The sequence below is a fragment of the Paraburkholderia unamae genome (genome assembly GCF_003096875.1).
GTDB lineage: Bacteria > Pseudomonadota > Gammaproteobacteria > Burkholderiales > Burkholderiaceae > Paraburkholderia > Paraburkholderia unamae.
Genome location: NZ_QEOB01000001.1, coordinates 860,061 through 885,417, shown reverse-complemented (window position 1 = coordinate 885,417; position 25,357 = coordinate 860,061). Strand labels below are relative to the sequence as shown.

The window sequence follows — 25,357 nt, the reverse complement described above, 5'->3', positions numbered from 1 at the left end:
AGGAAGTGAAGCCATGACGGTTGCCTGGCTGGGAATTGGCGCGAATCTGGGGGATGCGCGCCAGACTCTCAAAGACGCGGTGGTGTGCCTTGCACAACAGCACACCCTCTCCGTCGTCGCCAAATCGAGTCTGTACCGCACCGCGCCCATCGACGCGGGCGGCGACGACTATTACAACTGCGTCGTGAAGATCGAGACCTGTCTCGACGTTCACGCGCTGCTTGGGCTGTGCCAGCGCGTCGAGCATCACTTCGGCCGGGAGCGTCCCTTTCGCAACGCGCCCCGCACGCTCGACATCGACATCCTGCTCTACGGCGCGCTGCACATCGACGAACCCGATCTCATCGTGCCGCATCCGCGCATGACGGGCCGCGCGTTCGCGCTCGTGCCGCTCGTCGAGATCGATCCCGAACTCGTGATTCCGGGCCTGGGCCCGGCCAGCGCGTTCCTCGCCGCCGTGGCCGACCAGCGCATCGAGAAGGTCAAGCCGATGTGCCAGTGCCTTGGCATCGCGAGCACGCCGGACGTGCCGCCACCGGGCGACTGCCGATGAGCACGACGCCCCTGCCGCTCGTCAGCGCACGCGCCCCGCGGCCCGCAGCGCTCCAGTACATCGTGATCGAAGGGCCGATCGGCGCGGGCAAGACCACGCTCGCCACGCGCCTCGCCGAACGCTGGTCGATGCAGACCCTCTTCGAATCGAACGCCGACAATCCGTTCCTGGAGCGCGTCTATCGCGAAGCCGGTGCGTCCTCGCACGCGCTCGCCGCGCAGTTGCACGTCGCGCTGCAACGCGAACGGCTCGCGCACGACGTGGCCGCGCGCCGCGCCGCGGGCGTGCCGCTCGTGACGAATTTTCTGGGCGAGCGCAACGACCTGTTCGCGCGCCTCACCTTGAGCGACGACGAACTGCCGCTCTTTCGCGCACTCGCCGCGCGTCTTGCCGTGAACGGGCCCGCGCCCGACCTCGTCGTCTATTTGCAGGCGAGCCCCGAGGTGCTCTACGCGCGCATCCAGAAGCGCGCGGTGCCGCGCGAGCTGCATATCTCGGACGCGTTCCTGCGAGCGCTGTGCGACAGCTACAACGACTTTTTCTATCATTACGATCGTGCGCCGGTGTTGACCGTCGGCGCGGAGCATCTGGATCTGCCCGACTCCGATGCGGACCTTGCGCTGATCGCCGAACGTATCGAGACGATGCGCGGCCGCAAGGAATCGTTCGTCAAGGGTACGTCGCTATAGCCGTCGCGCTGACGCGACCCGGCGACGCCGCCCCTCCCCGTTTTCCCCTTTCCCAACGGATTTCCCCATGACTTACCTGCAGGAAACGAGCCGCAGCGCGGTCACCGTGCCCAAACTCCAGGCCATGCGCGACGCGGGCGAGCGCATCGCCATGCTGACCTGCTACGACGCGAGCTTCTCGGCGCTGTGCGACCGCGCGGGCGTGGATACGGTGCTGATCGGCGACTCGCTCGGCAATGTGCTCCAGGGCCACACGACGACGCTGCCCGTCACCATCGACGACATCGCCTATCACACGGCCTGCGTGGCGCGCGCGCAAACGAAGGCGCTGATCGTCGCCGATCTGCCGTTCGGCACCTTCGGCACACCCGAAGACGCGTTCGCGAACTCGGTGAAGCTCATGCGCGCGGGCGCGCAGATGGTGAAGATCGAAGGCGGCGAATGGCTCGCGCCGACGGTGAAGATGCTGGTCGAGCGCGCCGTGCCGGTGTGCGCGCACATCGGTCTCACGCCGCAGTCGGTGCATGCGTTCGGCGGGTTCAAGGTGCAAGGCAAGAGCGACGCGGCCGCCACGCAACTGATTCGCGACGCGCTCGCGCTCCAGGAAGCGGGCGCACAGCTCGTGGTGATCGAGGCCGTGCCCGCGGCGCTCGGCACGGAAGTCACGAAGCAACTGCGCATTCCGACCATCGGCATTGGCGCGGGTGTGGACTGCTCGGGCCAGGTGCTCGTGCTGCACGACATGCTCGGCATTTTCCCCGGCAAGCGCCCGCGCTTCGTGAAGGACTTCATGACGGGCCAGCCCGATATCGAATCGGCCGTGCGCGCGTATGTGCAAGCCGTGAAGGAAGGCACGTTCCCCGGACCCGAGCACGTGTTCTGATCGGGCGATCTCGCTTCGCTGAATGAAAAAGCGCGCTCCGGGGAGCGCGCTTCGTTTTTGTGGTTCGCTACAGCCGCTTCATTGCATCAAGCGCGCCGGCACCGCGCCGCGCAGTGCGTTGGTGATGAGCAAGGCTTCGGCGTTGAGGACGTCTTCGCGCGTGAGCACGCGCTCCTTCGCGCCAAACGATGCGTCGTCGAGCAGCACGCCGCGCATCACGCCCGGCAGCACGCCCGAGGCGAGCGGCGGCGTCCACCAGGCGCCTTCGAGCTTCACGAACACGTTCGAGCGGCCGCCTTCGGTCAGCTCGCCGCGCTCGTTGAAGAACAGCATGTCGAAGCCGCCCTGCGCCTCCGCCTCGCGCCAGGCGCGATCGAATTCGGCGCGGCGCGTGGTCTTGCGCAGCAACAGCGCGTCGGCGGATTCGATCGGCGCAAAGCCGTGGTCCGGCGCGAGCAGCACGCCCACGGTGTCGTGCGCGAGCGGCGCGAGCGGCGCGCTCGTGAACGTGGCCGCCCCGCTCTTGCCGAGCGCGAGGCGCACGCGGTGCGGCGCGCTTTCGTCAGCGAACGCGGCGCAGGTTTCGTCGATACGCGCGCGCAACGCCTCCACATCGCACGGAAAACCGAGCCACGCCGCGCTCGCCGCAAGCCGCGCGAGATGGCGTTCGACATGGCGCACGCCGAGCGCGCGCGTCGCGTACATCGTTTCGAAGCATTCGATGCCGGGATCGGCTTCGGTCAGGAATCGGGCTTTCAAACGGCACTCCTCGTATTCGTCGGCGGCCACGCTGTCGAGCACGATGCCCGCGCCCACGCCCATCTCGCCGCGCCGCGTGGCGCCCGCGCCCTTGCCGGGCGTATCGAGGGTCAGCGTGCGGATCACGACCGAAAGGCAGAAGTCGCCGCAAGCGTCGCCTTCGCGAGGCGCGTCGAGCCAGCCTATCGTGCCCGTATAGAGCCCGCGCGGCGCGTGCTCCAACGCCTCGATCAACTCCATCGTCCGGTGCTTGGGCGCGCCCGTGATCGAGCCGCACGGAAAGAGCGCGCGCAACGTGTCGGCGAATGTCGTGCCTTCGCGCAGCAACGCCTGAACGGTCGAGGTCATCTGCCAGACGGAGGCATAAGGCTCCACGCTGAACAGCGCCGGCACCTGCACCGAGCCCGTTTGCGCCACGCGCGAGAGATCGTTGCGCAGGAGATCGACGATCATCACGTTTTCGGCGCGATTCTTCGGGTCGGTCGCGAGAAAGCGCTCGGCGGCGGCGTCCTGCGCGGCGTCCGACGAGCGCGCGGCCGTGCCCTTCATGGGTTTCGCGCGCAACGTCGTGCCGTGCTTCTCGACGAACAGCTCCGGCGAGCACGAGAGCACCCAACGCTCGCCCGGCAACGCGATCAGCGCGCCATAGCGCACGCGCTGACGCTCGCGCAGCCGCCGGTAAAGCGCGAGCGGCGAGCCGAACGCCTCGAAGCCGAGCCGGTACGTGTAGTTGATCTGATACGACTCGCCCGCGCGCAAGGCGTCCTGCACGGCGGCGATGTCCTGTTCGAAACGCGTGCGATCGACCCCGATCGTCACACCCGCCACGCCCGCAGGCGCGGGCGCTTCACAGCCCTCCTGCGCGGCGAGCCACACATCGGCTTCTTCGCGCGAAAGCTTCTCGCAGCGTTCGAACAATAAAAAACGCAGCGCGGCGTGGCCGTGCTGCGTTTGACTGGATGACGAGGCTTCGTGCTTCGCGAATTCGAGCGCGCGCCCGAACTCGTAGTCGCCGAGCACGAGCGCATGGTGTCCCGCGCTCAGCTCGGCGTTCGCTTGCGCGCACACCGCGTCGAGGTCCGCCGCGCGCTCGCATGCCAGCTCGCGCACGAACCCCGTATAGAGGCGGCTCGAACGGCTCGCCGCCGTCGAGTCGCCGTCGTCGAGCAGCGCGAAAACCGCCCCACCCGTCGCGCCACCAGGATTGACTGCCATTGCTTTGACTACCTGCTACTTGCCTGCTGCGTGGTGACGCCGCAAAACGGCATCAGTCGAAGAAGCTCTTCACGCGGTCGAACCAGCTCTTGCTTTGCGGGCTGTGGCGCGAGCCGCCTTCCACGAGCGACTTCTCGAATTGCTGGAGCAACTCGCGCTGGTGATCGGTGAGCTTGACCGGCGTTTCCACCTGGACATGCACGTACAGATCGCCGGCAATGCTCGAACGCAGGCCCTTGATGCCCTTGCCGCGCAGGCGGAACGTCTTGCCCGACTGCGTGCCTTCGGGCACCGTGAAGCTCGCACGGCCCGCCAGCGTCGGCACTTCGATCTCGCCGCCGAGCGCCGCCGTGGTGAACGGAATCGGCATCTGGCAGTGCAGGTCGTCGCCGTCGCGCTCGAACACCGCGTGCTGCTTGATGTGGATCTCGACGTACAGATCGCCCGACGGCCCGCCGTTGATGCCAGGCTCACCGTTGCCGGCCGAGCGAATGCGCATGCCGTCGTCGATGCCCGCCGGAATCTTCACTTCGAGCGTCTTGGTTTCCTTCACCTTCCCTGCGCCGTGGCAGTTCGTGCACGGTTCGGGAATGTAGGAACCCGTGCCGTGGCACTTCGGGCAGGTCTGCTGGATGCTGAAAAAGCCTTGCGACATGCGCACCTGGCCCGAACCGTGACAGGTCGGGCAGGTTTCGGGCTTGGTGCCGGGCTTCGCGCCCGAGCCGTGACACACTTCACAGCCGCTCCAGCCCGGCACGCGAATTTGCGTCTCGTAGCCGTGCGCCGCCTGCTCCAGCGTGATTTCCATGCTGTAGCGCAGGTCCGCGCCGCGGTACACCTGCGGGCCGCTGCGCTGGCCGCCGCGGCCACCCGCGGCCTGGCCGAAGATATCGCCGAAGATGTCGCCGAAAGCGTCCGCGAAGCCGCCGAAGCCCTGCGCACCGGCGCCGCCCATGTTGGGATCGACGCCCGCGTGGCCGTACTGGTCGTATGCCGCGCGCTTTTGCGAGTCCGACAGCATCTCGTAGGCCTCTTTGACCTCCTTGAAATGCTCTTCCGCATCCTTGTTGTCCGGATTGCGGTCGGGGTGATACTTCATCGCCAGCTTGCGATACGCCTTCTTGATTTCGTCGTCGCTCGCGTTCTTCGCGACGCCCAGAACCTCGTAGTAATCCCGTTTCGCCATATCGGTTCAACGCCGGCCGTGTGCTTCGCGGCCCACGCCGGCTCCTCTTGAATGCTGGATCTCGTGACCCGTTTGCCGTTCCTTCGAACATCCGCACGGGCGTTTTCACGCCGCGGCGGCCCCTGAAAGAGAACGGCCTCCATAAAACAAATGTGCCCGGAGAGCCGAACGGCTCGCCAGGCGCTTCAAAGCTGACACGCATCGTAACCGATGCGGCCGCTTTCGTAACGTCACGACCGCCCGCCGATCAGGCGAAACGGTCATGACCGCCACGAACCGACTTAGTCCTTCTTGACTTCCTTGAACTCGGCGTCGACCACGTCGTCCGCGTTGTTCTGCGCGCCCTGCTCGGCCGCGCCCGCACCTGCGGCGCCCGCACCGGCTGCACCTGCCGCCCCGGCTTGCTGCGCTTGCATGTCGGCGTACATCTTTTCGCCGAGCTTCTGCGAAGCGGTGGACAGCGTCTCGACCTTCGCCTCGATCGTCGCCTTGTCGGCCGACGCGTTCTTCAGCGTTTCTTCGAGGTCCTTCAGCGCGGTTTCGATCGCTTCCTTCTCGCTGGCTTCGATCTTGTCGCCGTACTCGGCCACGGCCTTCTTCGTGCTGTGAACCAGCGCGTCGCCCTGGTTGCGCGCGTCGGCCAGCTCACGCAGACGGTGATCTTCTTCCGCGTTCGCTTCGGCGTCCTTCACCATCTTCTCGATTTCGGCTTCCGAAAGACCCGAGTTCGCCTTGATCGTGATGCGGTTTTCCTTGCCGGTCGCCTTGTCCTTCGCGCCGACGTGCAGAATGCCGTTCGCGTCGATGTCGAAGCTCACTTCGATCTGCGGCACGCCGCGCGGTGCGGGCGGAATGCCTTCGAGGTTGAACTCGCCCAGCAGCTTGTTGCCCGCCGCCATTTCGCGTTCGCCCTGGAACACCTTGATCGTCACGGCCGACTGGCTGTCGTCCGCCGTCGAGTAGACCTGTGCGTGCTTGGTCGGGATCGTGGTGTTCTTGTTGATCATCTTCGTCATCACGCCGCCGAGCGTCTCGATACCGAGCGAGAGCGGGGTGACGTCGAGGAGCAGCACGTCCTTACGGTCGCCCGACAGAACCTGACCTTGAATCGCGGCGCCAACGGCCACGGCTTCGTCCGGGTTCACGTCACGACGCGGGTCCTTGCCGAAGAACTCCTTGACCTTCTCCTGCACCTTCGGCATGCGCGTCTGGCCGCCGACGAGAATCACGTCGTCGATGTCGCTGACCTTCACGCCTGCGTCCTTGATCGCCACGCGGCACGGCTCGATGGTGCGCTCGATCAGTTCTTCGACCAGCGCTTCCAGCTTGGCGCGCGTGATCTTCAGGTTCAAGTGCTTCGGACCCGATGCGTCCGCCGTGATGTACGGCAGGTTGATTTCGGTCTGCTGGCCCGACGAGAGTTCGATCTTGGCCTTTTCAGCGGCTTCCTTCAGGCGTTGCAGCGCGAGCACGTCCTTCGAGAGGTCGACGCCCTGCTCCTTCTTGAACTCGCCGATGATGTAATCGATGATGCGCTGGTCGAAGTCTTCGCCGCCGAGGAACGTGTCGCCGTTGGTCGAGAGCACTTCGAACTGCATTTCGCCGTCAACGTCCGCGATTTCGATGATCGAGATGTCGAACGTGCCGCCGCCCAGGTCGAACACGGCGATCTTGCGGTCGCCCTTTTCGGCCTTGTCCAGACCGAAGGCGAGCGCGGCTGCCGTCGGCTCGTTGATGATGCGCTTGACTTCCAGACCGGCGATGCGGCCAGCGTCCTTGGTAGCCTGACGCTGGCTGTCGTTGAAGTACGCGGGAACCGTGATCACGGCTTCGGTGACCGGCTCGCCGAGGTAGTCTTCAGCGGTCTTCTTCATCTTGCGCAGCACTTCGGCCGACACCTGCGACGGCGCGAGCTTCGAGCCATGCGCTTCGACCCAGGCGTCGCCGTTGTCGTGCTTGACGATCTTGTAGGGCATCAGGCCGATGTCCTTCTGCACTTCCTTCTCGTCGAAGCGGCGGCCGATCAGGCGCTTGACCGCGTACAGCGTGTTCTTCGGGTTGGTGACCGACTGGCGCTTGGCCGGCGCGCCGACCAGCACTTCGTTGTCGTCCATGTAGGCGATGATCGACGGCGTCGTACGGGCGCCTTCGGAATTCTCGATCACCTTGACCTGATTGCCTTCCATCAGCGCCACGCACGAGTTGGTGGTGCCGAGGTCAATACCAATGATTTTGCCCATTTTTCTCAAATCTCCAATTTTGATCGCTGTGCGGACGCCGCTTTCGCGCTGCTTTAAAACTTCACGCTCAACGCCGCGTGCTTCGTTTAGCGCGGCTAGCGTCCACAAAAATTCGGAACTGCTGCCCAAATAAGTGCCGAGACGGCGTTTTCAAGGGGTTCAGGCTATGCGTTCCATCATTTTTTTCAATCGGCGCCCCGTTTTGTCGCCCAGGCCGCCGATTGCCTTTCTTTCCGCTTACTTCGGTGCCGAAACGGTCACGAGCGCCGGACGCAGCACGCGGTCGGCGATCACATAGCCCTTTTGCAGCACGTTGACGACGGTGTTGGCTTCCTGCTCGGACGGCACCATCGAAATGGCCTGGTGACGGTGCGGGTCGAACTTCTCGCCCACCGGGTTGATCGCGAGGACCTTGCCCTTCTCGAGCGCGCCGGTGAGTTGCCTGAGCGTGAGCTCGACGCCTTCGTTGACCTTGGCCAGGTCGTCGGAGTTGTGCGCGAGCGCGGCTTCGAGGCTGTCCATCACCGGCAGCAGATGCTCGGCGAAGCTTTCGATGGCGAACTTGTGCGCCTTGGTGACGTCTTCCTGCGCGCGGCGGCGGACGTTTTCCGTCTCGGCCTTGGCGCGGACGAAGGCGTCCTGCAATTCGGCGATCTTCGCCTGGGCTTCCGCCAGCGCGGCAGCGTTCTGGTCCACGCCGCCTTGCGTTGCCTGCTCGGCAGCTTCGGCCGCCTGTGGCTGGCCGGCCTGCGCCTGGGCTTGCGACGCCTCGTCCGCGGGCGTGGGGTTCTGGCTCGTCGGGTTCTCTTGCGTGTTTTCCATGTCGCTGAACGTCGTTGAATAGTAAAAAAGGGAACAAAGCATCGGGCGCGTTGCCGCCGCCCTTTCCGCCGCGCCGCCGGCTGTTGCGCCAGCGCGACAGATGCTTCATACATCGGGACAGCACGTGGGTGCCGGATCGCTTGTTTCAAGGCCTTCCGGCGTTTTTTTATACAGGGATCAAGACGCCGAAACTGCCCGTTACAACCATTACCGCAGTGCCGCAAAAATGAAATTGAGTACGGGCCAACCCTGACCTACACTCAGGAACAGGTGCTGCTCATGACGTGTTTACCCTGAGTGCGGCACCGTACCGAATGGGCCTGGGATTAGCAAATTTTTAGCCAACAAACTCGCTAACCGGGCCTCGAAACTGGCCGTTTTGCAGCAATCCCAAGGGGGAGTACCGTGAAACTGACCTTTGCCATATCGGTGGTCGCGCTGGTACTCATCGCCGGAACCACGACCATCTGCATGTCAGGCGCCGTGAACGAAAACACGACGGAGTACGGTGGCGTGCACGCCACGATGGAAGCGCTGTTCAACCCTCACGCGAAAGTTTGTCGATAGTGCGGCGGTCGCGCTTGGTCGGCCTGCCCTGCAACACGGCGGCCGGCTCCCGAAAGAGCCGCCGCCGCTCCTGTTCGGCCGTGCGCCGCTCGCGCCCGGCCGCGGTTTCCGCATAAAGCGTTTGCGCGACGCTGGCGGGGCCGCGCACGTCGCAAATGCCCAGCACTTCCACTTCCCACACCACGTGATCGATCTCGAATTCCACGAGGTCGCCCACGCGCACGTCCTTCGACGCCTTCACGGCGTCGCCGCGAATGCGCACGTGGCCCTTGTTCACGGCGTCCGAGGCGAGCGAGCGCGTCTTGAAGAAGCGCGCCGCCCAGAGCCACTTGTCGATGCGCAACCGCGCGCCAGGTTCAGTCGAGATCTTGTAGTTCATCAGATGCTTTCCGGATGAGCCGCCGAGGTGACCACTCAGGCCACCGCGCCGGCGCTCGCCGCGGCCTGCACGGGCCAGCCCTGCAAGTGCTGCGCAACGATCTCGCCCAGCGCCGAAATCCATGCGGGCGAGGCGTTCAGGCACGGAATGCGGTGGAATTCCTTGCCGCCGCCATGCAGGAATTCGTCGCGCACCTCCATGCCGATTTCCTCGATGGTTTCGAGGCAGTCGGCCGTGAAACCGGGGCAAAACACGTCGGCGCGCCGCACGCCGCCCGCGCCCAGCTCGCGCAGCGTCGGCGCCGTGTACGGCTGGAGCCACTGCGCGCGCCCGAAACGCGACTGGAACGTGACCCGGCACTCCACCGGCGTCAGTTCCAGCGCGTGCGTGAGCAGCGCGGCGGTCTGCTGGCACTGGTCGTGATACGGGTCGCCGAGGTCGAGCGTACGGCTCGGCACGCCGTGAAAGCTCAGCACGAGGCGATCGCCCGCGGCGAAATCGGGCTTGCCGTGTGCGTGCCAGTACTGGTGCACCTGGGCCGCGAGCGCCGCGATATAGGCCGGATGGTCGTGATAGCCGCGCACCGTGCGGATTTCCGGCTGGTTGCGCATGCGCCGCAGCGCGACGAACGCCGCGTCGAACGCCGTGGCCGTGGTCGACGCCGAATATTGCGGGTACATCGGCATGAGCAGGATGCGTTCCGCGCCCGCCAGCTTGAGCTGGTTGAGCATCGCCGGGATGTCGGGCGTGCCGTAGCGCATCGCGTAGTCGACGAGCACCGTGTAGTCGTTGATCTGTAGCAGATGGCGCAGGCCGTCGGTCTGCTTTTGCGTGTGCACGCGCAGCGGCGAGCCCTCGGGCGTCCACACCGCCGCGTACTTTTTCGCCGACGAGCGGCCGCGCAGCGGCAGGATCAGCGCGCGCAGGATGATCTGCCAGATGGGCGCCGGAATCTCGACCACGCGCGGATCGGAGAGGAACTGCGCGAGATAGCGGCGCACGGCGCGCGGCGTGGGCGCGTCCGGCGTGCCCAGATTGATGAGCAGCACGGCGACGCGATGCGCCGCGGCGGACTGCGAAGGCCGCTCCAGGTCGAAACGCATAGGCGAGTCAGTGGCGCCACGCTTTTCGCGCGGCAACGGTTGCATGAAACAAGCATTATAGCGGGCGCCCCTGGCAGGCCAACCGGGTGGCGCCGCGCCGCCGTTTGCGGGCTCGCCGCACGTTGGCCGTTCGGCTAATGGCGCGCAACGCGGCTTTCGGCGACGATCTCAGGAAAGGCGGGGGTGGCCCCGGCCCGGCGCTCAGTTCTGGCTGAGCGTGAGCGAAAGCAGGCGCGCGGTGATGTCCACGATCGGAATCACGCGGTTGTAGGCCATGCGGGTCGGCCCGATCACGCCGAGCGTACCCACGATCTTGCCGTTCACCTCGTAGGGCGCCGTCACCACGCTCATTTCCTCGATCGGCACGAGGTTCGACTCGCCGCCGATGAAAATCTGCACGCCCTGCGCGTGACTCGAAACGTCGAGCAGTTGCAGGAGGCTGGTTTTCTGGTCGAACACGTCGAACAGCTTGCGCAGGCGCGCCATGTCCGACGAAAGATCGGCCACTTCGAGCAGGTTGCGCTCGCCAGAGATGAGCACGGTGTCGCCGCTTTCGGGCTCCTCGGTGCTCGCGGTCACGGCCGCGTGCATGAGTGTCGTCATGTCGCCGCGCAGCGCGTCGATTTCCTCGCGCAAGCGGCGGCGCACCTCGTCGAACGAAAGGCCGGCAAAATGCGCGTTGATGTAATTGGAGGCTTCGATCAGCTCGGAAGGCGTGAAGTCGCGCTGCGTCGCCATGATGCGGTTCTGCACGTCGCCTTCGGGCGTCACGATGATGAGCAGGATGCGCTTGTCGGACAGGCGCATGAACTCGATCTGCTTGAACACGTGGCTGCGCCGCGGCGTGAGCACCACGCCCGCGAACTGCGAGAGGTTCGACAGCACGCTGGCCGCCGCCGCCACCACCTTCTGCGGCTCGCCGGGGCGCAGCGTGGTTTTCACCGCGCGCGTGACCGCGTCGTCCTCGGAACCTGGCTCGACGGTGAGCATGGTGTCGACGAACAGGCGGTAGCCGCGCGGCGTGGGCACGCGCCCGGCCGAGGTGTGCGGGCTGGACACGAGCCCCAGTTCCTCGAGGTCCGACATCACGTTGCGAATGGTCGCCGGGCTCAGCTCCAGGCCGGAATAGCGCGACAACGTGCGCGAGCCGACCGGCTGACCTTCGGCGATGTAGCGCTCGATCAGCGTTTTGAGGAGGGTTTGTGCGCGGGGATCTAGCATGACTGAAAATTTTAGCCTAATGGCGGGTTCACGGCGAGTACGCCGCGTGGCGCGGCCTTCGGGCAAGCCGCCCGGCACGGCGCGCGGCTTGCTGCCCGCGCCCCCGGCCGGCGCGCCTCGCGCTCGCGTTTTGTCATCGCCGTGTCACCGGCTTCGGGCTGGAAGGCGCGGCATGCAAGGCCCGGCGGGGCGTCCGGGGCCCGCGCCAGGTTCTTTTCGCGACCTGACTATGGTGTAATGCCGGCATGCAGATCCATAAGATCCAGAGCCAGTTCAAGACGGTTGCGCTAGTCGGGCGCAGCAATACGCCAGGCATCGCCGAGCCGCTGTCGGCGCTCGCCCAGACCATTGCGAAGCGCGGCTTCGAGGTCGTGTTCGAAGCGCAGACCGCGGAGGAAATCGGCGCGCAGGGCTATCCCGCGCTTCAGCCCGCAGAGATCGGCGCGCGCGCGGACGTAGCCGTGGTGCTCGGCGGCGACGGCACGATGCTCGGCATCGGCCGCCAGCTCGCGCCCTACCGCACGCCGCTCATCGGCATCAACCACGGGCGTCTCGGCTTCATCACCGACATCGCGTTTTCCGAAATGCAGGAGGTCGTGCCGCAACTGCTCGCGGGCTCGTTCGAGCGCGAGGAGCGCTCGCTGCTCGAATCGCGCATCACGCGCGACGGCGACCCGATCTATCACGCGCTCGCCTTCAATGACGTGGTCGTGAACCGCAGCGGCTTTTCCGGCATGGCGGAGCTGCGCGTGAACGTGGACGGCCGCTTCATGTACAACCAGCGCTCGGACGGCCTGATCGTCGCGACGCCCACGGGCTCGACCGCTTACGCGCTCTCGTCGCAGGGGCCGATCCTGCATCCGCAGTTGCAAGGCATCGTGCTCGTGCCGATTGCCCCGCATGCGCTTTCGAACCGCCCCATCGTGCTGCCGGACGACTGCAAGGTGAGCATCCAGATCGTGGCGGGCCGCGACGTCAACGTGAACTTCGACATGCAGTCGTTCACGGCGCTCGAACTGAACGACGTGATCGAGGTGCGCCGCTCGCGCCACACCGTGCCCTTCCTGCACCCCGTGGGCTACAGCTACTACCGTACGCTGCGCAAGAAGCTGCACTGGAACGAGCACCCCTCGTTGCAGAACGACCCGGAAGACTGAACCCGAGCCCTACCGAGCCCCACCACACGCCCATGCTTCGCCATCTCTCGATTCGCGACTTCGTGATCGTCGCCGCGCTCGACCTTGAGTTCGACCTTGGCTTCACCGTGTTCTCCGGCGAAACGGGCGCGGGCAAGTCGATCCTGATCGACGCCCTCGCGCTTACGCTCGGCGCGCGCGCCGATGCGTCCGTCGTGCGCACGGGCGAAAGCCGCGCCGACATCACCGCCGAATTCGACGCGCCGGCGCACGTCGCGCGCTGGCTCGACGAGCAGGCGCTCGCGAATGTCGACGCAGGCGACAGCGAGCCCTCCGTCATGATGCGCCGCGTGGTGGACAGCGGCGGCCGCTCGCGCGCCTTCATCAACGGCACGCCGGCCACGCTCGCGCAATTGCGCGAACTGGGCGAGATGCTGGTGGACATCCACGGCCAGCACGCGCACCAGTTGCTCATGCGGCCCGACGCGCAGCGCGAGCTGTTCGACACGCACGCGGGCCTCACCGATCTGGCCGCCACGGTCACGCGCGCATGGCGCGATGCGCGCGACGCCCGGCTGGCGCTGCAAACCGCCACGTCGCGCGACCGCGAACTGCAACTGGAGCGCGAGCGCCTCGCCTGGCAGCTCGCCGAGCTCGACAAGCTCGCGCCGCAGCCCGGCGAATGGGAAGAGGTGAACGCCGAGCACGTGCGGCTTTCGAACTCGGCGAACCTGATCAGCGGCGTGCAGGGCGCGCTCGCGGCGTTGTCGGAATCCGACGGCGCGATGATCTCGCAGTTGAATTCGATCGTCTCGAAGCTGCGCGATCTCGCCGAGGTCGACGCCGAACTCAACGACGCGCTCGCCGCGCTCGACCCCGCCGCGATCCAGCTTCAGGAAGCGGCCTACTCGCTCTCGCATTACGCGCAGCGCCTCGACCTCGATCCGCACCGGCTCGCGCAGGTGGAGCAGCGCCTCGACGCGCTGCACTCTGCCGCGCGCAAGTTCCGCCTTCAGGCCGAGGCGCTGCCCGACGAGCACGCCGCGCGCCGCCAGCAACTCGCGGCGCTCGACGCCGCGTCCGATCTCGACGGCCTGCGCGCCGCCGCGCAGAAAGCGCAGGACGCGTACCTCGCCAAGGCGCACCAGCTCTCGAAGGCGCGCGCCAAGGCGGCGCGGGCGCTCGGCGCGGCGGTCACCCAGGGCATGCAGGAACTGGCGATGGCGGGCGGCAGTTTCGATGTCGCGCTCGTGCCGCTCGGCAACGCGTCCAGTGGCGAGCCGATCGGCGGCGCGAACGGTCTGGAGCAGATCGAATTCCGCGTGGCGGGTCACGCGGGCGTGCCACTGCGCCCGCTTGCGAAGATCGCCTCGGGCGGCGAACTCGCGCGCATCAGCCTCGCGCTCGCCGTGATCGCGAGCGCCGCGAGCCCCACGCCCACGCTGATCTTCGACGAAGTCGATACGGGCATCGGCGGCGGCGTGGCGGAAGTCGTCGGGCGTCTGCTGCACCAGCTCGGCGGCGAGCGCCAGGTGCTGTGCGTCACGCACCTGCCGCAGGTCGCGGCGCGCGGCGACCGCCACTTCCAGGTATCGAAGTCCGGCGACGGCAACGGCGGCACGGTCTCGGCCGTCATGCCGCTCGACCGCGGCGGCCGCGTGGAGGAAGTCGCGCGCATGCTGGGCGGTCTGGAGATTACCGCGACAACCCGGCGGCATGCGAAGGAGATGCTGGCGGCTTGAGGGCGTCCCCTCGCGCTGATGTTCCCCCAAATATCACCGCCAATCGGTCCGAATTTGGGTCTATATTCAGACCTGTCAATCGCCCGCGCCGGGAAGTGGAAATGAAGCCAAGCCAGGTTAAACCGATCAGCTATCTCAAAAGCCACGCCGCCGAAATCATCCGGGATATCACGGAAAGCGGCGAGCCGATGCTGATTACCCAAAACGGCGAAGCCAAGGTCGTGGTACAGGACGCCCAGTCCTACGAGGACATGCAGCAGACGTTGGCACTTCTGAAGATTCTGACCTTGGGACGCAAGGAGATCGAGGCCGGACGCTTCACTCCGGCAAGCGAGGTCTTTGCGGAACTGGATCAGATGGACAAAGACGACGGCATTGAATGAAGGTTGTCTTCCTTCAGTCGGCCCGCATCGACCTGCAAGATATCCGCCGCTACGTGCTTGCCAAATTCGGCCCGCAAGCCTGGCGCGAAACATCGGCGAGGATCCGCGGCGATATCGACCAGCTCGAAGCCTTTCCCCGCAACGGGCACATTCCCCGCGAACTCGCTGAGCTGGGCTTTCCGGACTACCGGCAGATCGTGAGCGGCATGAACCGCATCATCTACGAGATCGACGACCCGATGATCTACATCCATCTGATCGTCGACACGCGCAGAGACTTGAAAGACGTTCTGGCAAGGCGCCTGCTGAGACCCTAGCCCTCCCCCCGCTCCCCAAACACCCGCTTCCACAACGCCAGCACGGCCGCGCGCTCGGCCTCCACGCGCGCCGGGTCCACCCGCGCCGTCTCCATGCCGTCCAGGCGCAACTGATGTTGCAGCTTGCGATAGAGCCGGTAGGCCGAGCCGATCGTCTCCGCCTCCTCCTCGCTCATGAGCCCGAAGCGCGACACCTCGCGCAAGAGCGCGATATTGCCGGTATTGCGGATCAGTTCGGGGTCTTGCGCAGCGTGCAGCAGCACCCAGTACTGCACGAGGAACTCGATGTCCACCATGCCGCCGCGGTCGTGCTTCAGGTCGAAAAGCTCGGTGCGGTTCGGGTGGCCCTCCTCCACGCGCTGGCGCATCTCGACGATCTCCTTCGCGAGCGGCGCGGCGTCGCGCGGCGTGGTGAGCACCTGCACGCGAATCGACTCGAAAACCTGGCCGATCGCCGCGTCCCCGGCCGAGAAGCGCGCGCGCGTGAGCGCCTGATGCTCCCACACCCACGCCGTGTTCGCCGCGTCGCCTTCGCGCAACTGGTAGCGCCGGAACGCGTCGAGGTCGGTCACGAGCAGCCCCGACTCGCCGTTCGGCCGCAGGCGCAGATCGATGTCGAACAGCGTGCCCGCGCCGGTGGCCGTGGTGAGCCACGTGATGAGGCGGCGCGCGAAGGTCGCGTAGATCTCCGAGGCGCGTTCGTCCTCGTCCTCGTACAGAAAGATGATGTCGAGGTCCGACGCGTAGCCCAGCTCCTTGCCGCCGAGCTTGCCGTAGGCGATCGCCGCGAAGCGCGGCACCTCGCGATGGCGCTTGGCGTACTGCTTCCACACGGTCTCGATGGTCACGTCGAGCACGGCGTCGGCGAGTTCCGAGAGGCGGTCGCTCACGTGCTCCACCGAGAGCCGCCCCGCGAGGTCGTTGAGCAGGATGCGGAACACTTCGGCCTGGTGCGCGTGGCGCAGCAGGTCCATCTGCTGCTCGACATCGGCGGCGGCAGCAAGACGGGCGCGCAACAGGCGCGAGAACTCGGGCCAGTCGAAGGGCGAGGAAATCGCCTCGTCGTCGAGCAGTTCGTCGAGCAGTTGGGGATGGCGGATCAGATAGCCCGCCGCCCAGCGCGACGCGCCCAGCACCTTGAGCACGCGGTTGAGCGCGTCCGGGTATTCGGTGAGCAGCGCGAGGTACGCACCGCGCCGGATCACGGCTTCGAGCAGGTCGAACATGCGCGCGAGGGTGTCGCCGCGCCGCGCGCGCGGTTCCAGCGTGCGTGCGGCATCGAGCGCGCGCTGCGCGACGCTGTCGAAGCGCTCGCGGCTCTTTTCGGGCAGCCCCGCGTAACGCGACGACTGCCAGAGGCCCCGCAGGCGCGCGAGCAGCGGCGCGGGGTCGTCGATGCCGAGTTGGGCGAGCCGCTCGAGCAGGCCGCCGTCGGCACCCTCTTCACCCAGCGCGGTGCTCCAGACCCACGCGGCAGCGCCGTCGTCGGCCGCGCCATTGCCGGTCTCGCCGCCCACCTTGTCGGAGAAGATCTGCACGAACTGGCGCTCCACCCTTTCGCGGTGGCCGTCGAGCGTCGTCATCAGCGCGGCGTAATCGGCGAAGCCTAGCGACTGCGCGAGTGCGGCGCGCTCGCCGGGATCGACGGGCATGGCGTGCGTCTGGGCGTCGTCGCGGTATTGCAGGCGGTGCTCCAGCACGCGCAGGAAGTGATAGGCGCGCGTGAGGTCGCTGCACACCTCGGGCGCGATCAGCCCGCGCGCGGCGGCGTAGCCGAGCACGGCGAGCGTGGGGCGCACGCGAAAGCCCGCGTCCTGGCCGCCGCGAATGAGCTGGAACACCTGGGCGCTGAACTCGATCTCGCGGATGCCGCCGCGCCCGAGCTTGATGTCGTCGGCCTTGTCGGGGCGCATCATCGCGCGCCGCTGCGCTTCCTGGCGGATCTGCACGTGCAGCGAGCGGATCGCGCTGATCACGCCGAAATCCAGGTAGCGCCGGTACACGAAGGGCTTCACGAGCGAGTCGAGCTGGCGCGCGAGGCGCAGCGCGCTCTCGCTTTCCTCCTCGGAAACGAGCCGCCCCTTGATCCACGCGTAGCGCTCCCACTCGCGCCCTTGCACGTAGAAGTACTCTTCGAGCATGCCGAGGCTGCACACGAGCGGCCCCGAGTCGCCGTTCGGGCGCAGCCGCATGTCGACGCGAAACACGAAGCCGTCGCCCGTCACGTCGCTCAGTGCGCCGATCAGGCGCTTGCCCACGCGCGTGAAGAAGTCCTGCGTGGCGATGGGCGAGCGCTGGCCGCCCGTGGTTTCGCCGTCGTCTTCATAAACGAAGATCAGGTCGATGTCCGACGACACGTTCAGCTCGCGCCCGCCGAGCTTGCCCATGCCCACCACGCCGAGCGTGAGGCGCTCGCCATTGGGGCCGCGCGGCTCGCCGAACAGCGTTTCGAGGTCGGCGCTCACGCAGGCGAGCGCGCGCTGGATCGCGACTTCGGCAAGATCGGTCATGCTGCCCGTGACCTCGGCGACATCGGCCACGCCGCCGAGATCGCGCTCCATGACCGCGCAGATCACTTCCACGCGCAACTGGCGCAGCACCTTCTTCAACTGTTCGTCGGTGAGCGGCGCGCCGGGTGCGGCGCTTGCTTGCGCACTCAGCGCGTCGAGCCGCGCGACAATGCGCTCGCGCGCGAGCGGTGCGGCGGCCAGCGCCTCGACCTGCGCCGCCAGTTCGGGACGCGCGGCGTAGGCACGCGCGGCGTAACGGGAATAACTGGAACTCAGAAGGGGGATGTCGGTCATGAAGGGCTGCTTGCCAGGAAGGCGCTGTCTCGTGTCTGGGGTTGCCGTGGCTCGATCGGGAGGGTCCGCCCTGTGCAACGATTGCACCGCTTACCGACCTTTCCGGCGCTTTTGCCGCTGCGCGCCGAGGCCCGCCGATGCATCCGGCATCGCGCACGCTGCGGTGCAATAAGTCATGTGCATCACGCGCCGCACAGCCATCCCGGCTTCCCCGGATGGTCGTCCAGGCGGCCCTGTGTGATACATTTCGTGGTTAGAACGCAACGCTACCATACCCCACCCGCCGCAGCATGTCCGAGCGAAACGATCACGCCGGCCTACCCCAATCTGGACATGCCAGCCAGACTACCGAGCCAGGGGGTCCGCACCATCATCACCCGATCCTGCGCCACACGTTTCGCGTGCTGGCGATCATCGCGCTCGTCCTGTATTTCATCGTCTCGGTCCTGCTGCTCGGGCTGCGCTACGTCGTGCTGCCGCAAGTGGACAACTTCCGGCCGCGCATCGAGAAGCTCGTCTCCGAGAAGATCCACGCCGAATTCCGCATCGGCAAGCTCGCGCCGCACTGGTCGGGCTTCCAGCCCGGCATCGACATCAGCGATCTGACGATCCGCGACCGCCACGGCGAGATCGCGCTCGACGTGCCGCACGCCACGGCCTCGGTGTCGTGGCGCTCGGTCGTGCTGCTTGAGCCGTTGCTCTCCAGCATCGTGGTCGAGCAGCCCGACGTGCACATCGCCCGCGAGGACGACGGCACGCTCACCATCGCGGGCGTGCCGGTGCCGACCGCGCACACGGGCAACGCCACGTTCACGACCTGGCTCATGCGCCAGCAGGCCATCGTGCTGCGCGGCGGCACGCTGCGCTGGCACGACGCCACGCGCGACGTCCCCGACCTCGCGCTCTCGCACATCCGCCTTGCGATCCTCAACGACGGCTACGACCACCGCGTCGCGCTCCAGGCGCCCGCCGAGGGCACCGTGCTGCACGGCCCGCTCGACTTCCGCGCGCACTTCACGCACGCGCGCTTCGCACAGGCCGGCAAGCCGATCGGCTGGACCGGCGACACTTATCTGTCGACCGGCCCCGTCGATCTGCCCACGCTCGCGCGCTACATCCACATGCCGATCGCCACCCACGCCGGGCGCATCGACAACTCGATCTGGGCGCACTTCACGAACGGCCGCATTCTGGAAGCGAGCGGCGCGCTCGAAGGCACCAACGTCGCGCTGCGCGTGCGGCCCACGCAGCCCTTGCTCGACGTGCCCGTCGCGGGCTTCCACTGGAGCGTGGGACTCGAGCCAGGCGACTTCACCCTCAAGCTGCGCGACTTCCACGCCGAACTGGGCCAGCCGCCGCTCGACGACGGCACGCCGCTCACGCGCTCGCTCGCGCTCACGACGCTCGACGCGCGCTTTCGCCAGCAAACGCTCCAGCACGGGCAGCTCATGAGCGTGCGCGGCGACCGCATCGACCTCGGCATCCTCGCCGAATTCATGCGCGCGCTGCCGCTGCCGGGGCGCGTGCTCAACGCGCTCGTGCGCTTCGACCCGCGCGGGCTGGTGGCGAACTACGAGCTGGGCCTCGAGCGCGCGAAGCCCGAGTCGGGCGAGGCCGCCGCCGAGCAGCGCTCCACGAGCCTCGAGCCGATCACCCACTATCGCTTCAAGGGCGACCTGCAAGGCATCAGCGTGAACGCACAGGAGCCGGGGCCGGGCCTCACGCCCCGCGGTCACCCGCGCGCGGGCCTGCCGGGCGTAGAGAATCTCTGGGGACATATCGACGCCGACGAGTCGCACGGCAGCCTCAACCTCGACACCCATCAAGCGGCCATCACGCTGCCCGGCGTATTCGACAATCCGCGCCTCACGTTCGACCGCCTCTACGGCGCGGCCAAATGGACCGTGGCCGCCGAGCGCGAGCCCGGCAACCGCCTGAAGGCCTTCACCGTCGACGTCTCAGACTTCGGCGTGCAAAACGCCGACGCGCGCGCGAAGCTGACCGCGCACTACACGAACCCCGGCAAGGGGCGCGGCTCGCTCGACCTGGTCGCCCATTTCGACGAGGCCCAGGTCAAGGCGATCCCGCGCTACCTGCCCACCAGCATCAGCGAGAAAACGCGCATCTATCTCGGCCACGGCCTGCAAGCGGGGCTCTCGAAGGGCGCCACGATCGAGATCCACGGCGACCTGACCAAATTCCCCTACTCGCGCGACCCCGAGGCGGGCCAGTTCCGCATCGTCGCGCCGTTCGCGGGCGGGCGCTTCGACCCGTCGCCGTTCCCGCCGCACCCGATGCGCAACGGCGCGCCGAACGTCTGGCCGGCGTTCGACGGCATCGACGGCGTGTTCAAGCTCCACGAGAACAAGCTGCGCTTCGACGTCGAGCGCGGCCACTACCGCAACTTCGTGCTGCGCAACGTGAGCGGGCGCATCGAGGAGCTGGGCATCAAGGGCTCCGACATCGTGATCGAGGGCAGCGGGCGCGGGCCGCTCGCGGACCTGCTCGATTACGCGGACAACAGCTCGCTCGGCTACATGTCGAAGCACGCCGCCGCGAAGCTACACGCGCAAGGCCAGTCCACGCTCGCGCTCAAGCTCACGATTCCGCGCAAGCCGATGCCGAAGGTGCTGGTGGCGGGCGCCGTCGGCTTCGAGAACAACACGCTCACCGCGGCCCACCTCCCGCCGATCTCCCAGCTCAACGGCCGCGTGCGCTTCGAGAACCGCAGCGCCACCGTCGAGCGGCTCACGGCGCGCTTTCTCGGCGGCGACCTGCGCGCGAGCGGCGGGCTGCACGAGGACGGCCGCTATTCAGTGAACGTGGCGGGCGACGTGGCCGTCGACGCGGCGCGCGGGCTCGACCTGCGCGGCACGGCGGCGGCCGTGGTCGGCCGCCTTTCGGGCGCGGCGCCCTACTCGCTCTCGGTGGCGGGCGAGCGCGGCCATCTGCCCGACGTGAAGGCCGACGCCGACCTCACCGGCCTCGGGCTCGACCTGCCCGCGCCGTTCGGCAAGAAAGTGGGCGAGCCGATGCCGCTGCGCTTCGCGTTGCAGCCGGGCACGGGCGACGCGACGCAAGGCGACGCCGACGCTGCCGCGTTCCAGCACGCCGAACTCACGCTCGGGCCGCTCGCGGCGCGCTATGTGCTCAAACGCCATCCCGGCCAGGTGCCGGAGGTGATGCGCGGCGCGATCGGCATGAACCGGCCCGCCGACCTGCCTTCGGAAGGCGTGACGGCCGCCGTCGACCTGCCGACCTTCGACGCCGACGCGTGGCGCGCGGTGGTCCAGCAGTTGCGTGCAGCGGCGGCGCAAGCCCAGCTGCCAGGTGCATCGCCCGCGCCTGCGGCGGCCGCACAGCCAAACCTGCCGTCGAACGCAACCCGCACCGCCAACACAACCAACGCCACGAGCGCCACGGCCGCCGCACCCGCCACCGCCGCGTCCTCCCCGCTCGCTCCCAACGGCGCAGTCGGGCAATTCCTGCCTTCGCGCTTCGCCGTGCACGTCGGCATGCTCACGCTGCTCAAGCGGCACTGGGAAAACGTCGTGCTGGGCGCGTCGCGCAGCGGCGAGCGCGGCAACGAATGGCAGGCGAACGTCGCCTCCAACCAGGTGTCGGGCCACGTCGCGTGGAAGCCCGGCGCCGTGCCGGGCGCCCCCGGCACGCTCGAAGCCCGGCTCGCGCGCCTCACCGTGCCCGCCGCCACCGAAAACGACCTGCTCGGCCAGGCGATGTCGCAGCCCGCGCAGAACATGCCGTCGATCGATCTCGTCGTGAACCAGCTCATCGTGCGCGGGCGCGACTTCGGCCGTCTCCAGGTGAACGCGCACAACTACGACGACAACGGCGTGCCGGTCTGGCAGCTCGACCAGCTCGACATCATCAATCCGGACGCGCACTTCACCGCCACGGAGAACTGGCGCGCGGTGGGCGACTCCAGCGCGAGCGACGACTCGGCCGCCGCCGGCATGCAGGCAGAGCGCCGCACCGCGCTCGACTTCCATCTCGACATCAAGGACGCCGGCGCGCTGCTCGAGCGCGCCGGCAAGCCGCACGTGCTCAAGTCGGGCTCGGGCACGCTCACGGGCAACCTGGCGTGGCGCGGCGGCCCGACGCGCGTCGACTTCCCGTCGCTCAACGGCAACCTCGCGCTGGATCTGCACCACGGCCAGATCCTCAAGGTCGATCCTGGCGTGGCGAAGCTGCTCGGCGTGCTGAGCCTGCAAAGCCTCGCGCGCTTCGCGCAGATGGACTTCCGCGACGTGATCGGCGAAGGCCTGCCCTTCACGAGCGTGACGGGCACCGGGCAGATCCAGAACGGCATTGGCAGCACCAACGACTTCAAGCTCGTCACCGCGCCCGCGCGCGCGACGATGGCGGGCAGCGTCGACCTCGCGCACGAAACCCAAGACCTGCGCGTGCGCGTGGTGCCGACGGTCAGCGCGGGCGCGGGCGTGGTCGCGGCGGCCATCATCAATCCGCTTTTCGGGCTGGGCGCGCTGATCGGCGACATCGTGCTCTCGCACACGCTCGAACACGCCTTCGCGATGGACTTCCAGATCACGGGCCCGTGGTCCAAACCGCACGTCGAGCGGCTGCCCGGCGATCAGGGTAAGATGGACGCGCAGACGCCCGCCGCCGCGCACTGAACGCGCACCACGCGCGAACTGAGCGCACACCGGGCGCGCCTCGCGGGTACGCAATATGCGCGAGGCTTCCCAACCTCATTCAAGATCCGCCGATGAGCGCTACTCCCCTTGAGTCGTTTCGCGTCGCCGCGTTGCAGATGGTCAGCACGCCGGATCGCGAACGCAATCTCGCCGAGGCCGAAAAGCTGATCGCCGAGGCCGCCGCCGCGGGCGCGCGCCTCGTGTTGCTGCCCGAATATTTCTGCTTCATGGGCCACAAGGACAGCGACAAGCTCGCCATTCGCGAGCCGCATGGCGACGGCCCGATCCAGCGCTTTCTCGCCGACGCGGCGAAGCGGCACGGCGTGTGGGTGATCGGCGGCACGCTGCCGCTGAAGGCGCCCGAAGAAAACCGCGTGCTCAACACCACGCTCGTGTTCGACCCGAACGGCGAAGAACGCGCGCGCTACGACAAGATCCACCTCTTCAACTTCGAAAAAGGCGCCGAATCGTTCGACGAGGCGCGCACGATCCGTCCCGGCGCCGAGGTGCGCACCTTCGAGGCGCCGTTTGGGCGGGTCGGCCTCTCGGTCTGCTACGATCTGCGCTTTCCCGAGCTGTACCGGCGCATGGGCGATTGCGCGCTGATGGTCGTGCCCTCGGCGTTCACGTACACCACGGGCAAGGCGCACTGGGAAATCCTGCTGCGCGCCCGCGCGATCGAGAACCAGTGCTACGTGCTCGCCGCGGCGCAAGGCGGCAAGCACGAGAACGGCCGGCGCACCTGGGGCCACAGCATGCTGATCGACCCGTGGGGCGAGATCGTGGCCGTGCACGACGAAGAGGCAGGCGTCGTGGCCGGTGACATCGACCACGAACGCATCGCCGCGGTGCGCGCGAGCCTGCCCGCGTGGCGGCATCGCGTGCTCGACTGCGCTTGATTTCGCAGCATCGCGCCCGAATCTTCTTTAGACAGACTCATCGATCGATCCCACTCTTCGCATGAACATCATCGAACCCGGCATCCGCAATCTGGCGACCGCGAAGGAACTGCTCCTTACGCCCTATGGCCTCGACGAGGCAGTGCTCACGCGCACGCTCGGCGAGATCTTCACGCACCGCGTCGACTACGCCGACCTCTACTTCCAGACCACGCGCAGCGAGGCCTGGAGTCTTGAGGAAGGCATCGTCAAGTCGGGCAGCTTCAGCATCGACCAGGGCGTGGGCGTGCGCGCCGTGTCCGGCGAGCGCACCGCTTTCGCGTACTCCGACGACCTCTCGCCCGAAGCGATCCGTCAGGCCGCCATCGCCACGCGCTCGATTGCCAGGGCCGGCGGCGGCAAGCAGAAAATCCAGGTGGCGAAGTCGCTCACCGGCATTGCGGGCCGCGACCTTTACCTGCCGTCCGACCCGCTCTCCTCGCTCGACGCCACCGAAAAGGTGAAGCTGCTCGAGCGCATCGAACAGATGGCGCGCTCGCGCGACCCGCGCATCACCCAGGTGATGGCCGCGCTCGCGGGCGAATACGACGTGGTGCTCGTCGCGCGCAGCGACGGCGCGCTCGCCGCCGACATCCGCCCGCTCGTGCGCGTTTCCGTCACGGTGATCGCCGAGCAGAACGGCCGCCGCGAGATCGGCAACGGCGGCGGCGGCGGCCGCTACGACTACGGCTATTTCACCGACGACATCCTCTCGAAGTACGTGGACGACGCCGTGCACGCGGCTTTGGTGAACCTCGACGCGCGCCCCGCTCCGGCCGGCGCGATGACCGTCGTGCTCGGGCCGGGCTGGCCCGGCGTGCTGCTGCACGAGGCGATCGGCCACGGCCTGGAAGGCGACTTCAACCGCAAGGGCTCGTCGGCGTTCGCCGGACGCATTGGCGATCAGGTGGCCGCCAAGGGCGTGACCGTGGTGGACGACGGCACGCTGCCCAACCGCCGCGGGTCGCTGAACATCGACGACGAAGGCAACCCCACGCAGTGCACGACGCTGATCGAGGACGGCATTCTCAAGGGCTACATCCAGGACTCGCTCAACGCGCGCCTCATGAAGATGCCTGTGACGGGCAACGCGCGCCGCGAGTCGTACGCCGCGCTGCCGATGCCGCGCATGACCAACACCTACATGCTCAACGGCGACAAGGATCCGCAGGAAATCCTCGCCTCGGTGAAGAACGGCCTCTACGCCGTGAACTTCGGCGGCGGCCAGGTGGACATCACCAACGGCAAGTTCGTGTTCTCGGCCTCCGAGGCGTACATGATCGAGGACGGCAAGATCACCTACCCCGTGAAGGGCGCGACGCTCATCGGCAGCGGCCCCGAGTCGCTCAAGTACGTGAGCATGATCGGCAACGACATGCGCCTCGACTCGGGCGTGGGCGTGTGCGGCAAGGAGGGCCAGAGCGTGCCGGTGGGCGTGGGCCAGCCGACGCTGCGCATCGACCGCATGACGGTGGGCGGCACGGTCTGAGTTGCAGGTTTCGTGCGCGGCAGTGCGGAAAAACCGCATCGCCGCGCGGACTTTCTGCATGCAATACTCTTTTTTCGCGGATTGTCCGCTTTTTTGCACAACCCGGCTTGCCAGCCACGAGAAGGCCGGGTTATAAAAGCAATTACCTTTTCGACGTTACGAACGTTCAGACCCAAACCGCCATGTTCGCCACGAAGTTTTACTTTTACTTCTTTTGGTATCTCAGACCGCTGGCGGATCGAGAGGGTTGATAGT

Annotated in this window: 18 protein-coding genes; 10 read left to right on the top strand and 8 right to left on the bottom strand. The window is 67.2% G+C overall.

Annotated features, from left to right (window positions below; translation table 11 throughout):
- Positions 1–13 precede the first annotated feature (13 nt).
- The 3 genes from folK to panB all read left to right on the top strand — a co-directional run bounded on the left by folK (position 14) and on the right by panB (position 2,125).
- Positions 14–553 carry a 2-amino-4-hydroxy-6-hydroxymethyldihydropteridine diphosphokinase gene (folK, locus tag C7402_RS03890; protein WP_116609641.1) on the top strand — a complete coding sequence of 180 codons (540 nt, stop codon included), beginning with the start codon at positions 14–16 and terminating at the stop codon, positions 551–553.
- Complete coding sequence (locus C7402_RS03885; protein WP_116609640.1) at positions 550–1,242, top strand: deoxynucleoside kinase; 693 nt, start codon at positions 550–552, stop codon at positions 1,240–1,242. The genes folK and C7402_RS03885 overlap by 4 nt, the downstream gene beginning before the upstream one ends.
- A 67-nt stretch (positions 1,243–1,309) precedes the next feature.
- Positions 1,310–2,125 (top strand): 3-methyl-2-oxobutanoate hydroxymethyltransferase, encoded by an 816-nt coding sequence (gene panB / locus C7402_RS03880; protein ID WP_116609639.1) that lies wholly within the window; start codon positions 1,310–1,312, stop codon positions 2,123–2,125.
- 78 nt (positions 2,126–2,203) lie between these two features.
- Here the strand turns inward: panB and pabB are convergent, their stop codons facing one another.
- The 7 genes from pabB to hrcA form a co-directional block, all read right to left on the bottom strand.
- Positions 2,204–4,099 carry an aminodeoxychorismate synthase component I gene (gene pabB / locus C7402_RS03875; RefSeq protein ID WP_116609638.1) on the bottom strand — a complete coding sequence of 632 codons (1,896 nt, stop codon included), beginning with the start codon at positions 4,097–4,099 and terminating at the stop codon, positions 2,204–2,206.
- Between the two features lie 52 nt (positions 4,100–4,151).
- Positions 4,152–5,285 (bottom strand): molecular chaperone DnaJ, encoded by a 1,134-nt coding sequence (dnaJ, locus tag C7402_RS03870; protein ID WP_112171861.1) that lies wholly within the window; start codon positions 5,283–5,285, stop codon positions 4,152–4,154.
- 281 nt (positions 5,286–5,566) lie between these two features.
- The gene (gene dnaK, locus C7402_RS03865) at positions 5,567–7,525 is read right to left on the bottom strand and encodes a molecular chaperone DnaK (RefSeq protein ID WP_112171862.1); all 1,959 of its coding nucleotides are present in this window, start codon (positions 7,523–7,525) and stop codon (positions 5,567–5,569) included.
- A 237-nt stretch (positions 7,526–7,762) separates the two neighbouring features.
- Positions 7,763–8,347 carry a nucleotide exchange factor GrpE gene (gene grpE, locus C7402_RS03860; protein ID WP_116609686.1) on the bottom strand — a complete coding sequence of 195 codons (585 nt, stop codon included), beginning with the start codon at positions 8,345–8,347 and terminating at the stop codon, positions 7,763–7,765.
- Between the two features lie 538 nt (positions 8,348–8,885).
- Positions 8,886–9,293, bottom strand: a complete 408-nt coding sequence (locus C7402_RS03855) for an RNA-binding S4 domain-containing protein (protein WP_112171863.1) — start codon at positions 9,291–9,293, stop codon at positions 8,886–8,888.
- 35 nt (positions 9,294–9,328) lie between these two features.
- Positions 9,329–10,396: a ferrochelatase gene (hemH, locus tag C7402_RS03850; protein ID WP_116609685.1), complete on the bottom strand. Its 1,068-nt coding sequence runs from the start codon at positions 10,394–10,396 to the stop codon at positions 9,329–9,331.
- Between the two features lie 201 nt (positions 10,397–10,597).
- Positions 10,598–11,617, bottom strand: a complete 1,020-nt coding sequence (gene hrcA, locus C7402_RS03845; RefSeq protein WP_181565578.1) for a heat-inducible transcriptional repressor HrcA — start codon at positions 11,615–11,617, stop codon at positions 10,598–10,600.
- A gap of 245 nt (positions 11,618–11,862) precedes the next feature.
- Between hrcA and C7402_RS03840 the strand changes: the two genes are divergently transcribed.
- The 4 genes from C7402_RS03840 to C7402_RS03825 all read left to right on the top strand — a co-directional run bounded on the left by C7402_RS03840 (position 11,863) and on the right by C7402_RS03825 (position 15,195).
- The gene (locus C7402_RS03840; RefSeq protein WP_112171864.1) at positions 11,863–12,774 is read left to right on the top strand and encodes an NAD kinase; all 912 of its coding nucleotides are present in this window, start codon (positions 11,863–11,865) and stop codon (positions 12,772–12,774) included.
- 32 nt (positions 12,775–12,806) lie between these two features.
- Positions 12,807–14,495, top strand: a complete 1,689-nt coding sequence (recN, locus tag C7402_RS03835) for a DNA repair protein RecN (RefSeq protein WP_116609637.1) — start codon at positions 12,807–12,809, stop codon at positions 14,493–14,495.
- Between the two features lie 101 nt (positions 14,496–14,596).
- Positions 14,597–14,878, top strand: a complete 282-nt coding sequence (locus C7402_RS03830; RefSeq protein WP_116609636.1) for a type II toxin-antitoxin system Phd/YefM family antitoxin — start codon at positions 14,597–14,599, stop codon at positions 14,876–14,878.
- A complete protein-coding gene (locus C7402_RS03825; RefSeq protein ID WP_116609635.1) occupies positions 14,875–15,195 on the top strand; it encodes a type II toxin-antitoxin system RelE/ParE family toxin in 321 nt (106 codons plus the stop codon). Before C7402_RS03830 ends, C7402_RS03825 begins: the two co-directional genes overlap by 4 nt.
- On the opposite strand, the gene glnE is transcribed toward C7402_RS03825, so the two are convergent.
- A complete protein-coding gene (glnE, locus tag C7402_RS03820) occupies positions 15,192–17,999 on the bottom strand; it encodes a bifunctional [glutamate--ammonia ligase]-adenylyl-L-tyrosine phosphorylase/[glutamate--ammonia-ligase] adenylyltransferase (protein WP_116609634.1) in 2,808 nt (935 codons plus the stop codon). The two genes, C7402_RS03825 and glnE, sit on opposite strands and share 4 nt — an antisense overlap.
- Before the next feature lie 290 nt (positions 18,000–18,289).
- Between glnE and C7402_RS03815 the strand changes: the two genes are divergently transcribed.
- From C7402_RS03815 to tldD, 3 genes are all read left to right on the top strand, one after another.
- Positions 18,290–22,654, top strand: a complete 4,365-nt coding sequence (locus C7402_RS03815; protein WP_116609633.1) for a YhdP family phospholipid transporter — start codon at positions 18,290–18,292, stop codon at positions 22,652–22,654.
- A gap of 92 nt (positions 22,655–22,746) precedes the next feature.
- The gene (locus C7402_RS03810) at positions 22,747–23,574 is read left to right on the top strand and encodes a carbon-nitrogen hydrolase family protein (RefSeq protein ID WP_112171868.1); all 828 of its coding nucleotides are present in this window, start codon (positions 22,747–22,749) and stop codon (positions 23,572–23,574) included.
- A 61-nt stretch (positions 23,575–23,635) separates the two neighbouring features.
- Entirely contained in the window at positions 23,636–25,102 is a 1,467-nt protein-coding gene (tldD, locus tag C7402_RS03805; protein WP_116609632.1) for a metalloprotease TldD, read from the top strand.
- Positions 25,103–25,357 lie beyond the last annotated feature (255 nt).